A 12924-nucleotide genomic window follows, 5' to 3' on the forward strand; every position below is an offset into this window, starting at 1 on the left:
ATATCAACGCCGCGGCAAAAATGCGACTGAGCCGGTTCGGAAAATTAACCAATTTGTCGTGGATGACGCGGCCGGCAGCAAATGGACTGTTAGCGATGCAATATGTGAGTACCCGCGGGGATGCGCCCGTGCTTGGATTTTCCGACGCGGTGCTGGCCGGGCTGGCGCGCGACGGCGGGCTTTACGTGCCGCGCGAATGGCCGCAGTTCTCGGCCGCCGACATCCGCTCCATGCGCGGGCTTGCCTATCCCGACCTTGCCATCCGCGTCCTGACGCCTTTCCTCGGCGACGAGATCGCCGCACCCGTCTTCGAGCGGCTGGTGCGCGAAGCCTACGCCACTTTCCGGCACGACGCGGTCTGCCCGCTGGTACAGGCCGGCACCAACACCTTCATCCTCGAGCTCTTCCACGGCCCGACGCTCGCCTTCAAGGACGTGGCGATGCAGTTGCTGGCGCGGCTGATGGACCATGTGCTTGCCGAACGCGGCCAGCGCGCGACCATCGTCGGCGCCACGTCGGGCGACACCGGGGGCGCTGCCATAGACGCCTTCGCCGGACGCGACCGCACCGACATCTTCATCCTTTTCCCCAACGGCAAGGTCTCGCCAGTGCAGCAGCGGCAGATGACGACGTCGAGCGCTGCGAATGTCCATGCGCTGTCGATCGAAGGCAATTTCGACGATTGCCAGGGCCTGGTGAAGGAGATGTTCAACGATCACGCCTTCCGCGACAGGGTGTCGCTGTCGGGCGTCAATTCGATCAACTGGGCCCGCATCATGGCCCAGATCGTCTATTATTTCTCCTCGGCGCTGTCGCTCGGCGCGCCCGACCGGCCGGTCTCCTTCACCGTGCCGACGGGCAATTTCGGCGACATTTTCGCAGGCTATGCCGCCAAGCGCATGGGGCTGCCGGTCGAGCGGCTGATCATCGCCACCAACGACAACGACATATTGGCACGCACGCTGTCGAGCGGCGAATACCGGACCAGGGGCGTGTTCGCCACCACCTCGCCTTCCATGGACATCCAGGTGTCGTCGAACTTCGAGCGCCTGCTGTTCGAGGCCGCGGGCCGCGACGCCGCAACCGTCAGGCGCTACATGAACGGGCTCAAGCAGTCCGGCGCCTTCACCATCGAAGCGGGCGAAATGGCGCGGATAAGGGCCGAGTTCGATGCCGGCCGCGCCAGCGTCGACGAGGTCGCCGCCACGATCCGTTCGACGCTCGAAGCGAGCAGCTATCTGCTCGACCCGCACACGGCGGCCGCCGTGCATGTCGCGGCCGGCCACGCTTCGGGCGCCGTGCCCATGGTGGTGCTCGGCACAGCGCATCCGGCGAAGTTCCCGGCGGCGGTCGAAGCCGCCAGCGGCATCACGCCGGCCCTGCCGGCATGGCTGGGCGGCTTGATGACAGCCGACGAAAAATACACGATACTTCCATCCGACCTGAAAATGGTGGAAGATTACGTGGGCCGCCACACGCGGGCGGCACGTTAGGGAGTAGTTGCCATATGGGTGTTGAGGTAAGCCGTCTGTCGAACGGCCTGACAGTCGCCACCGAAACCCTTCCAAGCCTCGAATCCGTTGCCCTTGGTGCCTGGGTCAAGTCAGGCGCACGCAATGAACGCGACGAAGAGCACGGCATGGCGCACCTGCTCGAGCACATGGCGTTCAAGGGAACGAAACGGCGCAGCGCCTTCGAGATCGCCTCGGAAATCGAGAATGTCGGCGGCGAGATCAACGCCGCCACCAGCGTCGAGACGACGTCCTACTACGCCAGGGTGCTCTCCGACGACGTGCCGCTCGCCGTCGACATCCTGGCCGACATCCTGCAGGAATCGGAATTCGATCCCGAGGAACTGGAGCGCGAGCAGCATGTGATCTTGCAGGAGATCGGCGCCGCGCACGACACACCCGACGACATCGTCTTCGACCGCTTCACCGAAACCGCCTTCCGCCACCAGACCATCGGCCGCTCGATCCTCGGCACGCCGGAGACGGTCAAGTCCTTCACCTCCAAGCAGCTGCACGATTTCATCGAACGGCAATATGGCGCCGAGCGGATGGTGATCGTGGCGGCCGGCGACATCAAGCACGACAATTTCGTGCGCGAAGTCGAGAAGCAGCTCGGCGGCTTCCGCGCCAAGGTCGACAGCAGCATTCCGCAATATGCGCAATATGTCGGCGGCGACTTCCGCGAGGACCGCGACCTGATGGACGCGCAGATCGTGCTCGGCTTCGAGGGCCGCGCCTATCACGTGCGCGACTTCTACGCCTCTCAGGTGCTGTCGATGATCCTCGGCGGCGGCATGTCGTCGAGGCTGTTCCAGGAAGTGCGCGAGAAGCGCGGCCTATGCTATTCGGTCTATGCCTTCCACTGGGGCTTTTCCGACACCGGCATCTTCGGCGTGCACGCCGCCACCGGGCAGAGCGATATCGCCAAGCTGGTGCCGGTCATCATCGACGAATTGCAGAAAGCCGGCGAAAGCATCCTCCAGGAAGAGCTCGATCGGGCGCGCGCGCAATATCGCGCCGGCCTCATCATGTCGGCCGAAAGCCCGGCCAGCCGCGCCTCGCAGATCGCCAGGCAACTGCTTCTGTTCGGCCGTCCGATCGCCAAGGAAGAGCTGATGGAGCGGCTGGCGGCACTCACCGTCGAGCGGCTGACCGACCTCTCGTCGCGGCTGTTCTCGACCAAGCCTACATTGACGGCGGTTGGCCCCGTGGGCACGCTGGCGCCCTACGAGACGATCCTCGAATCGCTTGCGGGCCCGCAGACAACGGCCCGCAAGCTCGCCGTCTAGCCCGACCAAAAGCCGTGTTCGCGCTTCCTTTCTTTCGCCGCGACCTGCCGGCACTGAAGGGCGACAAGGTCACGCTGCGCGTGCCGCTGACCAACGACTACCGCGAATGGTCGACGCTGCGCGGCGAAAGCCGCGCCTTCCTCGAGCCCTGGGAGCCGCGCTGGCAGCCGGACGAGCTCGACCGCGCCGCTTGGCGGCTGCGCATCGGCCGCTACCGCGAGGATTATGCGCAAGGCACGGCCATCGCCTTCTTCATCTTCGAGAAGTCGAGCGGCAAGCTCGCCGGCGGCATCACGCTCGGCAACATCCGCCACGGCGTCTCGCAAAGCGGCCATATCGGCTACTGGATCGGCGAGCGCTTCGGCGGCCGCGGCCTGATGACCGAGGCGGTCAAGCTGGTGTCGCGCTTCGCCTTCGATACGCTGAGGTTGCACCGGATCGAGGCTGCCTGTATTCCCGACAACGCCCGATCGATCCGCGTGCTTGAAAAAGCCGGATTCCGGCGCGAAGGACTTCTGCGATCCTACCTCAGGATCAACGGTATCTGGCAGGATCACTACCTCTACGCCCGGATCGCGGACGATCCGCCGGGTGATGGAACGAAGGGCTGATATGTGACGAATTTTTCGCGAATCGCGTCGCTGTTCGCCCTCATCCTGGCCGTCGTCGTCACGCTTTCGGCAGCCGCGCCGGCGCTTGCCGTCGAGCCGATCAAGATCGCCCGCGACGACAAGGCGCTCGACCTCTCGGGCGCCCTCGAGATCTACCCGAACCAGGGCGAGAATTTCCAGGTTTCCACCGCGCCCGGCCCTGACGGCATCGTGCGGCGCATCGAGGTCGAGGCCAAGGACGCGCGCTCGACCGGCGACTGGGCGGTGTTCGCGCTCGCCAATACCACCGACCAGCAGCTCGACCGACTGATCGTCGCGCCGCATTTCCGCCTGGTGAATTCCGGCATCTTCTGGCCGGACCTCGGCTCGACTCGCATCGCGGCGATCACGCCTAGCGAAGGCTTCGCGCTCGACCGCCAGACCAGCCCGGATGCCGACGTCTTCCGGGTGACGCTGAACCCCGGCACGGTGGTCACATTCGTGGCCGAGCTTGCCTCGCCGAAGCTGCCCCAGGTCTATCTTTGGGAACCTGAATCCTACAAGGACTCGGTCAATTCCTACACGCTGTTTCGCGGCATCGTCATCGGCATAGCCGGGCTTCTGGCGCTGTTCCTGACGATCCTGTTCGTGGTCAAGGGAACCTCGATGTTCCCGGCCACCGCCGCGCTCGCCTGGGCGGTGCTCGCCTATATCTGCGTCGATTTCGGCTTCCTCAACAAGGTCATCGAGATCTCGCCCGGCAACGAGCAGATGTGGCGGGCGGGCACCGAGGTGGCCTTGGCCGCGACCTTCGTGGTGTTCCTGTTCGCCTATCTCAATCTCAACCGATGGCACGGCCATTTCAGCTATGGCGCGCTGGTGTGGATTCTGGGTCTGCTGCTCATCGCGGGCGTGGCCATCGTCGATCCGGCGGTCGCCGCCGGCATCGCCCGCATCTCCTTCGCGGCAACCGCGCTCACCGGGCTCGGCCTCATCATCTTCCTCGGCATCCGCGGTTATGACCGCGCGATCATGCTGGTGCCTAGCTGGGTCATGGTTCTCTTGTGGCTATGCGGCTCGTGGATGGCCATCACCGGCATGCTGGACAACGATATTGCCCAGCCGGCGCTAGGCGGCGGCCTGATCCTCATCATCCTTCTGATCGGCTTCACCGTCATGCAGCACGCCTTTGCCGGCGGCGCGCTGCACCAGGGCCTGTTCTCCGACCTCGAGCGCCAGGCGCTCGCGGTTGCCGGATCGGGCGACATCGTGTGGGACTGGGACGTGCTGCGCGACCGCGTGGTGACCAAGCCCGACATCAGCATGCAGCTCGGCCTTGCCCCCAACAGCCTGTCGGGCGCGGCGCGCAACTGGCTGCCGGTGCTGCATGCCGACGACCGCGACACCTTCCGCACCACGCTCGACGTGGTGCTTGAGCACCGCCGCGGCCGCGTGGCGCAGAATTTCCGCCTGCGCGGCGCCGACGGCCACTATCACTGGTTCTCGCTGAGGGCGCGGCCGGTGATCGGGTCGGACGGCGAGGTGATCCGCTGCGTCGGCACGATGGTCGACGTCACCGAGCAGAAGAAGTCCGAGGAAAGGCTGCTGCACGACGCTGTGCACGATAACCTCACCGGTCTGCCGAACCGCGAATTGTTCATGAATAGGCTGGAGGCGATCATCTCGATCGCCCGCACCGAGGACAAGGTTCGCCCCACCGTGTTCGTCATTGACATCGACCGCTTCAAGCAGGTCAATGACGGTCTCGGCATCTCGGCCGGCGACACCATCCTGCTCACCATCGCGCGCCGGCTGCACCGGCTCTTGAAACCCAAGGATTCACTGTCGCGCTTTGCCGGCGACCAGTTCGCGCTGATGCTGCTTTCCGACCAGGACCCAGCCCGCATCGCGGCGATGGCCGACGCCATCAAGCATGCGATCAACAACCCGATCACCTTCGCCAAGCGCGAGATCGTGCTCACCGCCTCGATCGGCCTGATCACCTGGACGACGGCGCAGACCTCGTCGGAGGACATGGTCAAGGACGCCGAGCTTGCCATGCACCAGGCCAAACGCTTCGGCGGCGACAGGATCGAGCCGTTCCGGCCGGCCTTCCGCACCGTTGGCACCGACCGGCTGCAGTTCGAATCCGACCTTCGCCGCGCCATCGAGCGGCGCGAATTCACGCTCGCCTACCAGCCGATCGTGCGGCTGGAGGACGGCAGCGTCGCCGGCTTCGAGGCCTTGCTGCGCTGGGATCATCCCAGGCGCGGCATGATCCCGCCGGGGGACTTCATCCCGGTGGCCGAGAATTGTGGTCTGATCGTGCAGCTCGGGCTGTTCGCCATGCAGCAGGCGGCCGAGGACCTGGCGACCTGGCAGAAGCAGATCGGCGACGCGCCGCTCTCGGTCTCGGTCAACTTGTCCAGCCGGCAACTCATCCGCCGCGACCTCGTCAGCGACGTCCGATCGGTCATCGCGCGCGCCAACCTGAAGCCGCGCTGCTTCCGGCTCGAGCTCACCGAATCCCTGGTGATGGACAATCCCGAGCAGACCGCGCATGTGCTGACCAAGCTGAAGCAGCTCGGCATCGGGCTGTCGCTCGACGATTTCGGCACCGGCTATTCCTCGCTGTCCTACCTGACGCGCTTCCCCTTCGACACGATCAAGATCGACAAGAGCTTCGTCGACGACGCGACGCCGAAGCGGGCCGTGCTGCTCAAGTCCATGGTCAACATGGCGCATGAGCTCGGCCTGTCGGTCGTCGCCGAAGGTATCTCCGACGAGAGCGACGCGCTGGAGCTGCGCCAGATGGGCTGCGAATACGTCCAGAGCTTCATGTTCGGCGCACCGATGCCCGGCGACCAAGTGCTTAAGACCTTGAGGGAGCAGTATCCGCTGACGCAGGCTTAGCTTGGCGTAGCGCGTCGGTGCTCGCAGGCTGAGCGGAGGCCTTCCAACCTCGTCATCCTAGGGTCTACGCGCGTCGGTTCGTTCCTTGCTTCGCCCTAGGATGACGAAGCTGAGGTGGCTCGGCCAATCTCCGACGTTTATGATGATCCGATGCAACAAGGTCCCCGCAGGCGAAGGCGAGGCCTAGGCGTGGCCGGCGGCGGCGCTGAGATGGGCGAGATCGATGCCGATCGAGGCGAGGATGCGGTCGTATTTGCGCTCGATGTCGGCATCGAACAGAAGTTCCGTCGTCGCCGGGCAGGTCAGCCAGCCGTTCTCGGCGATCTCGCTTTCGAGCTGGCCGGCGCCCCAGCCGGAATAGCCGAGCGCCATCAGCGCATGACGCGGCCCGCGGCCGGTCGAGATGGCGCGCAGGATGTCCACGGTCGCGGTCAGGCAGATGTCGTCCGAGACGTTGAGCGAGGATTCCACCCGATAGTCGCCGGAATGCAGCACGAAGCCGCGGCTGCGGTCGACCGGGCCGCCGTTGCGCACGACGAAGTCGCGGGCATGGGCCGGCAGGCGGATCGCCTCCTGCTCGTTCATGATGCCGAGCTGCACCAAAAGGTCGGGAAACAGCATCTGCTGCGTCTGGTTGATGATCAGGCCCATCGCGCCCTCGTCGCTGTGGGCGCAGATATAGATGACCGAGCGCGTAAAACGGCCGTCCTTCATGCCGGGCATGGCAATGAGGAACTGATCGTCGAGAAAGCCGCGCCCGGCGGCCATCTTTTTGTGGCGCAACAAGTCCATGAGGTTGAGCGTAACCCGTTTCCGCGGCGCCGAAAAGATGCTGAGGCTGCCGGATGTCACGCAAATATGATACCGGCAGGAACATGAGACCATTGCGCGGCCAAGAATGGGCGATCAAATCAACGCCATGCGATACCTGAATATTGTGGCGCTGGGCGCCGTCGTCGGCTTGGGAGCGGCTCTGCCGGCCGAGGCGTCGTCCTCCGCCTGGTACAACAGCGAAGGCGGCAAGGTGCGGTTGGTGACCAGCGGCAAGCCGGATGAGGCGGGCCAGATCCACGGCGTGCTCGACATTGCGCTGAAGCCCGGCTGGAAAACCTATTGGCGCGACCCCGGCGACGCCGGCGTGCCACCGCAGATCGACGTCTCGGCCAGCACCAACGTCGCCGATGCAAGGCTTTCGTTTCCGCCGCCGCAGCGCCACGACGACGGCTACGGCAAATGGGCCGGCTACGACCGCCCGGTGTCGCTGCCGGTGACCTTCACGCTGTCTTCGCCCGACCAGCCGGCGACCATCGACGCCAACGTCTTCCTCGGCATCTGCGAGACGATCTGCATTCCGGTGCAGACGCGGCTCAGCGTCGACCCCGCTTCCGATCCGGACAACGCCACCGACGCGGCGCTGGTGAAGACGGCGCTCGCGACGCTGCCCTCGCCGGCACGGCCCGATTTCGGCATCAGCGTGCTGCCCGGCGACCACGAGACGCTTGTCGTCGAGGCCCAATCACCGGGCGATCGGGATTCGGTCGACTTCTTCATCGCCGGCGAGCGCGACTACATGTTCGGAGCGCCGGTGCGCAGCGAGAAGGACGGCAAGATCGTCTTCACCGTGCCGATCCTCGACCGACCGTCGGCGACACCCACGGGCGGCGGGCTGTACTATACGCTGACCGGTGCCGAGGGCGCGGTGGACGGGTTGCTGCCTTTCCCTTGATCCAGGCCCTCATGGAGCCGCAATTCCGGACGGGAAACCCCTGCGCACTTTTCCTGCAATTGCTGTGAACAGTTGCGGGAAGCCGCTCAGTCCGATACGCAGGCACAGATCCTTCCCCATCTCCCAAGCGAGGAACCCATGACCATTTCGGTTGGCGAAAAACTGCCCGAAGCGACCTTCAAGGTAATGACCGACGACGGCGCGAAGCCGGTCACGGGCGCCGAAATCTTCGCTGGAAAGAAGGTGGTCCTGTTCGGAGTTCCCGGCGCCTTCACGCCGACCTGCAGCAACAACCACCTGCCCGGCTACCTCGAGAACCACGACGCCATCCTAGCGCGCGGCGTCGACACTATCGCTGTCGTCTCGGTCAACGACGTCCATGTCATGGGCGCCTGGGCGCGCTTTACCGGTGGCGAAGGCAAGATCCTTTATCTGGCCGACGGCAGCGGCGACTTCGCCAAGTCGGTCGGGCTCGACAACGACCTTTCCGCGAACGGCATGGGGCTGCGCTCGAAGCGCTTTTCGATGATCGTCAACGACGGCAAGGTCGTGGCGATCAATGTCGAAACCAAGCCGGGTGTCGACGAGAGCGGCGCGGCCAAGATCCTCGAGCAGCTCTGATGCTCGACATCGCCTGGCGCGCCATCGCGATCGGCATCGGTGCCACGGTCTTCATGGACGTCTGGGCGATTGTCCTCAACAAGGCGTTCGGCCTGCCGCGGCCGAATTGGGGACTGGTCGGCCGCTGGGTCCGGCACCTGCCCGAGAAGGTCTTCCACGACGATATCGGCGAGGCCGCGCCCTATGCGCATGAAAAGGCGCTAGGCTGGGCATTCCACTATCTCGTCGGCATCCTCTATGGCGTGATCCTGGTCGTGCTCGCGGGCGCGGGCTGGCTTGCCGCGCCGACCCTCCTGCCGGCCTTCATCCTCGGCATCGTCACCGTCGGCGCCGGCTGGTTCCTGCTGGCGCCCGGCATGGGCGCCGGCTGGGCGGCGTCCAAACTGCCCAATCCGATGTTGGTGCGCGCGCTCAACCTCGTCTCGCACACCGTGTTCGCGCTCGGCCTGTTCACCACGGCGCTGCTGATCCGTTAGTTGATCAGAACAGACGCTTCAAATCCCTGCGGCCGTCCACCACACGAACGATCTCGACCCGTTCAACAAGACCATCGTTCGTGTCCGGAATCGTTTCGTAAAGCAGTATAAACGGTGCTGCCACAAGCATTCGCGCGGACGGCCTGATGTCGGCCCGTCTCACCCCCATGCGTGGCTGTTCAGCCAACTGCATCGCGCGCGCTTCTATCCAAGCATAATAGCGTTCGGCGGCCGTTGCGTTCTCCCCGCCTATAGTCACGTAAATATCGATGAGGTCGGCTCTGGCCGCCGGTGACCAAACGACCTTAACGGCCATTCGGCGCGGCTTCCGCAAGCTTGCGCCGAGCTTCTTTTCGCAAGGCATCGAAGTCGACAGGTTCCGCCTTGCCGCTCGCCTTGCCTTCATCCCAGAGCCGCTGCAGCCGGCGCACATCTTCCTGACGCAATTCGCGCTTTGCCAACCAGTCCCGCATCGCTTCGCGCACAATCTCGCTCGTAGTGGCGTATTCGCCAGCTTCCACAGCTTCGCGCATGACTGTTGCCTGTTGCGTCGTAACGGCCACGCTTAACTTTTCGACGTTCGCCATCGGGTCCGATCCATGCTCTATGGTAGTAAATATTACTCGCTTTGCTGGATTGCAATCAACTGGTCGCTGCGTCCTACTCGCCGAACTCGAGACGCGGCGCCGGACTGTCGATCGGTAGCCATCCATGGATCAGGTGTCGCGCGCCGATATCGTAGGCAAAATAGTTGCCGCCACCGGCCGGCTGATCCGCTTTGCGGCTGATTTCCTGGCCGCTGAGATGGAGCAACAGAAGCGTCCCCACCCCGCCGTGGCCTACGAACGCAATGTCCCCGGTTTCACCGGATCCGAGCACGGCCTCGACTTCGCTCACAATACGACGTCGAGCATCGATGGCTCGCTCCCATCCGCGAACGCTGACATGCGGATTGGCGAAGAACTGGTCGGCGACCGCCTCGAATTCCGGAGGCGGCAGGAAGTCGGTTGCCGAGCGGTCATTCTCATGCATGCGCTCCCTCACCTCTACGGTCAGGTTAAGGCGCCCGGCGAGCACCTCGGCAGTTTCGATGGCCTTGCGTTCGCCCGATGGGACGATGCACCGGATCGATCCGACCCATGGCTGGTCGAGCATCGCGTTCGCTCTCGCGCGGCCGAGCTCGGACAAACCCCACTCCGATACGGGAATATCGGCGTCGATCTGAACCTGGGGATGAGTGATATAGTATGCAATCGACAAGACCGCGGTTTCCCACCAGTGGAGCCGAAGCTCAATAGCTCTGGGTCGAACGGCGCGGAGCCTTGGCCAGTGGCCGCTTTGGCTGAACATCCGGCTTAGGCGCGGCCACCATCGGCTTGGACGATGTCTTCTTGAACGGCGCCATGCCTTGCCTTGCCAGTTCGTCGGCGCGCTCATTTTCCGGATGGCCGGCATGGCCTTTGACCCAGTGCCAGGTGACCTTGTGGCGCCGGTTGGCCTCGTCGAGCGCCTGCCACAGTTCGCCGTTCTTGACCGGCTTCTTGTCGCCGGTCCTCCAGCCGTTCTTCTTCCAGCCGTGGATCCATTTGGAGATACCATCCATGACGTATTTGCTGTCGGTATAAAGATCGACCGTGCAGGGCTCCTTCAGCGCGTTGAGCGCGGTGATGGCTGCAAGCAGTTCCATGCGGTTGTTGGTGGTCTCGGCCTCGCCGCCCGACAGCTCCTTGGTGACGCCGTTGTAGCGCAGCACGGCGCCCCAGCCGCCTGGCCCAGGATTGCCCGAGCAGGCGCCATCGGTGAAGATCTCGATCTCTTTGTTCATATCAGCCCGTATTCGGATGGCGATCTGATCGCCCGGTGGAAGCGCATGCGGCGGATATATTCGGTCGGATCGCGCTTCATCACCAGGCCGCCATTGGGGATGGTCAGCCAGTCATAGAGCCTGGTCAGCATGAAGCGCAGCGCCGAACCACGCGCCAGCATCGGCAGCGCCGCCTTCTCGTCGCCTCCAAGCGGCCGCACCGACTGGTAGCCGGCAAGCAGCGCCGTGCCTTTGGTGAGGTTGAAGGAAAAATCCTTCTCGAAACACCAGGCGTTGAGGCATGTGGCGACATCATAGGCGTAGAGGTCGTCGCAGGCGAAATAGAAGTCGATCAGCCCGGACAGCTTCTCGCCGAGGAAGAAGACGTTGTCCGGGAAGAGATCGGCATGGATGATGCCTCGCGGCAGGTCGGCCGGCCAGTTGCGTTCGAAATCCGCGAAGTCGGCGTCGACCTCTGCCGCCAGCCCTGGCTCGACCTCGTCGGCGCGCTCGCGTGACGCGGCCCAGAGCTTGCGCCAGCCGTCGATGGCAAGCGCGTTCGGCCGATGCATCGGAAAATCCCGGCCGGCGAGATGGAGCGCGGCCAGCGCCTTGCCGACCTCGCCGCAATGGGCCGCCGTCGGCCGTCTGAGCGACAGGCCCTCGAGGAAGGTGATGATGACGGCCGGCCGGCCGGCGAGCGTGCCGATGACGGTGCCGTCATGCGCGGTGACCGGAAGCGGGCAGGAAATGCCCTTTCGCGCCAGATGGCCCATCAGGCCGAGGAAAAAGGGCAGGTCGGCCTTGTCGACGCGCTTCTCGTAGAGCGTCAGGATGTAAGAGCCGGTGGACGCGTGGACGAGAAAATTCGAGTTCTCGGTGCCCTCGGCGATGCCCTTGTAGGACAGGAGCTCGCCCACCGGGTAGGCTTTCAGGAACGCGCTGAGCTCGTTTTCGTTGACGTCGGTGTAGACGGCCATTTGGGTTCACGCGGCTCCGTTGACGAAGGCCATGTCGGCCGCCGTCAGTTCGACATCGCGCAACACCCGCATCACCGGAAAATCCTCCGTTTCGGTGGCCGTGATAGCCAGGTCGATGGTGACGTCGAAGCGCTGCCGGAACGCGTCGATGATCTCATCGACGATGATTTCGGGCGCCGAGGCGCCGGCCGACAGGCCGAGCGTCGAAATCTCGCCGATCTCATGCCACGGAATTTCGGAAGCCCGCTGCACGAGAAGCGACATCGCGGCACCGGCTCGCTCCGCCACTTCGACAAGGCGCCGCGAGTTGGACGAGTTCGGCGCGCCGACGACGAGGAAGAGATCGGCGCCGGCGGCCGTTTCCTTCACCGCCTCCTGGCGGTTGGTGGTGGCGTAGCAGATCGATTCGGCAGCCGCCGCGTGAAGCTCCGGGAAGCGCTCCCGCAGCGCCCGGATGATGCCGGCGGTGTCCTCGACCGACAGCGTCGTCTGGGTGACGAAGCCGAGCGCGGCAGGGTCCGCCGGCACGAAGGTGGCTGCGTCCGCCTCGGTCTCGATCAGGGTCACCGCGCCCTCCGGCAACTGGCCCATCGTGCCGATCACTTCCGGGTGGCCGGCATGGCCGATCAGGAGCACATGGCGGCCAAGCCGCTGGTGGCGCATCGCCTGCTTGTGCACCTTCGACACCAGCGGACAGGTGGCGTCGAGATAGAACAGGTTTCGTGCCTCGGCATCGGCCGGCACCGATTTCGGCACGCCATGGGCGGAAAAGACGACCGGCGACTGACGATGCTCGGGCGGGATCTCGGACAGTTCCTCGATGAACACCGCGCCCAGGCTCTGCAGCCCCTCGACGACATAGCGGTTGTGCACGATCTCATGGCGGACATAGACCGGCGCGCCGTATTTCTTCAGCGCCAACACGACGATCTGGATGGCGCGGTCGACGCCGGCGCAGAAGCCGCGCGGCTGGCAGAGCCTGATCGTCAGCGGTGGCTTTTTCTCAATCATCGA

General features: G+C 64.6%; 14 protein-coding genes. 7 read left to right on the top strand and 7 right to left on the bottom strand.

What is annotated here, in order from left to right:
- Positions 1-95 precede the first annotated feature (95 nt).
- Genes thrC through EN853_RS19660 form a run of 4 tightly spaced genes read left to right on the top strand, consistent with a single transcriptional unit; the run spans position 96 to position 6303 of the window.
- Positions 96-1493: a threonine synthase gene (gene thrC, locus EN853_RS19645; RefSeq protein ID WP_127861157.1), complete on the top strand. Its 1398-nt coding sequence runs from the start codon at positions 96-98 to the stop codon at positions 1491-1493.
- Positions 1494-1507: 14 nt separating this feature from the next.
- Positions 1508-2800, top strand: coding sequence for a pitrilysin family protein (locus tag EN853_RS19650; protein WP_127861156.1), 1293 nt, complete (start codon positions 1508-1510; stop codon positions 2798-2800).
- Positions 2801-2814: 14 nt separating this feature from the next.
- On the top strand, positions 2815-3411 hold the full coding sequence (locus EN853_RS19655) for a GNAT family protein (protein ID WP_127861155.1): 597 nt from the start codon (positions 2815-2817) through the stop codon (positions 3409-3411).
- Positions 3412-3414: 3 nt separating this feature from the next.
- Positions 3415-6303 carry an EAL domain-containing protein gene (locus EN853_RS19660; RefSeq protein ID WP_127861154.1) on the top strand — a complete coding sequence of 963 codons (2889 nt, stop codon included), beginning with the start codon at positions 3415-3417 and terminating at the stop codon, positions 6301-6303.
- A 183-nt stretch (positions 6304-6486) separates the two neighbouring features.
- Here the strand turns inward: EN853_RS19660 and EN853_RS19665 are convergent, their stop codons facing one another.
- A complete protein-coding gene (locus tag EN853_RS19665; protein WP_127861153.1) occupies positions 6487-7095 on the bottom strand; it encodes a YqgE/AlgH family protein in 609 nt (202 codons plus the stop codon).
- Between the two features lie 127 nt (positions 7096-7222).
- On the opposite strand from EN853_RS19665, the gene EN853_RS19670 reads away from it, so the two are divergent.
- The 3 genes from EN853_RS19670 to EN853_RS19680 all read left to right on the top strand — a co-directional run bounded on the left by EN853_RS19670 (position 7223) and on the right by EN853_RS19680 (position 9126).
- Positions 7223-8029 (top strand): protein-disulfide reductase DsbD domain-containing protein, encoded by an 807-nt coding sequence (locus EN853_RS19670; protein WP_127861209.1) that lies wholly within the window; start codon positions 7223-7225, stop codon positions 8027-8029.
- Positions 8030-8167: 138 nt separating this feature from the next.
- Positions 8168-8650, top strand: a complete 483-nt coding sequence (locus EN853_RS19675) for a peroxiredoxin (RefSeq protein WP_127861152.1) — start codon at positions 8168-8170, stop codon at positions 8648-8650.
- On the top strand, positions 8650-9126 hold the full coding sequence (locus EN853_RS19680; protein ID WP_127861151.1) for a DUF2938 domain-containing protein: 477 nt from the start codon (positions 8650-8652) through the stop codon (positions 9124-9126). Before EN853_RS19675 ends, EN853_RS19680 begins: the two co-directional genes overlap by 1 nt.
- A 4-nt stretch (positions 9127-9130) precedes the next feature.
- Here EN853_RS19680 and EN853_RS19685 read toward each other — a convergent pair whose 3' ends face one another.
- The 6 genes from EN853_RS19685 to ispH form a co-directional block, all read right to left on the bottom strand.
- Positions 9131-9442, bottom strand: coding sequence for a type II toxin-antitoxin system RelE/ParE family toxin (locus tag EN853_RS19685; RefSeq protein WP_127861150.1), 312 nt, complete (start codon positions 9440-9442; stop codon positions 9131-9133).
- Positions 9432-9713, bottom strand: a complete 282-nt coding sequence (locus EN853_RS19690; protein WP_127861149.1) for a type II toxin-antitoxin system ParD family antitoxin — start codon at positions 9711-9713, stop codon at positions 9432-9434. Before EN853_RS19690 ends, EN853_RS19685 begins: the two co-directional genes overlap by 11 nt.
- A 73-nt stretch (positions 9714-9786) precedes the next feature.
- Positions 9787-10386 (bottom strand): histidine phosphatase family protein, encoded by a 600-nt coding sequence (locus tag EN853_RS19695; RefSeq protein WP_189343900.1) that lies wholly within the window; start codon positions 10384-10386, stop codon positions 9787-9789.
- Between the two features lie 31 nt (positions 10387-10417).
- Positions 10418-10951 carry a ribonuclease HI gene (gene rnhA, locus EN853_RS19700; RefSeq protein ID WP_127861147.1) on the bottom strand — a complete coding sequence of 178 codons (534 nt, stop codon included), beginning with the start codon at positions 10949-10951 and terminating at the stop codon, positions 10418-10420.
- Positions 10948-11910: a homoserine kinase gene (locus EN853_RS19705; RefSeq protein WP_127861146.1), complete on the bottom strand. Its 963-nt coding sequence runs from the start codon at positions 11908-11910 to the stop codon at positions 10948-10950. The genes rnhA and EN853_RS19705 overlap by 4 nt, the downstream gene beginning before the upstream one ends.
- A gap of 6 nt (positions 11911-11916) precedes the next feature.
- Positions 11917-12921: a 4-hydroxy-3-methylbut-2-enyl diphosphate reductase gene (ispH, locus tag EN853_RS19710; protein ID WP_127861145.1), complete on the bottom strand. Its 1005-nt coding sequence runs from the start codon at positions 12919-12921 to the stop codon at positions 11917-11919.
- Positions 12922-12924: the final 3 nt, after the last annotated feature.

The organism is Mesorhizobium sp. M1C.F.Ca.ET.210.01.1.1 (genome assembly GCF_004791585.1).
Classification (GTDB): Bacteria; Pseudomonadota; Alphaproteobacteria; order Rhizobiales; family Rhizobiaceae; genus Mesorhizobium.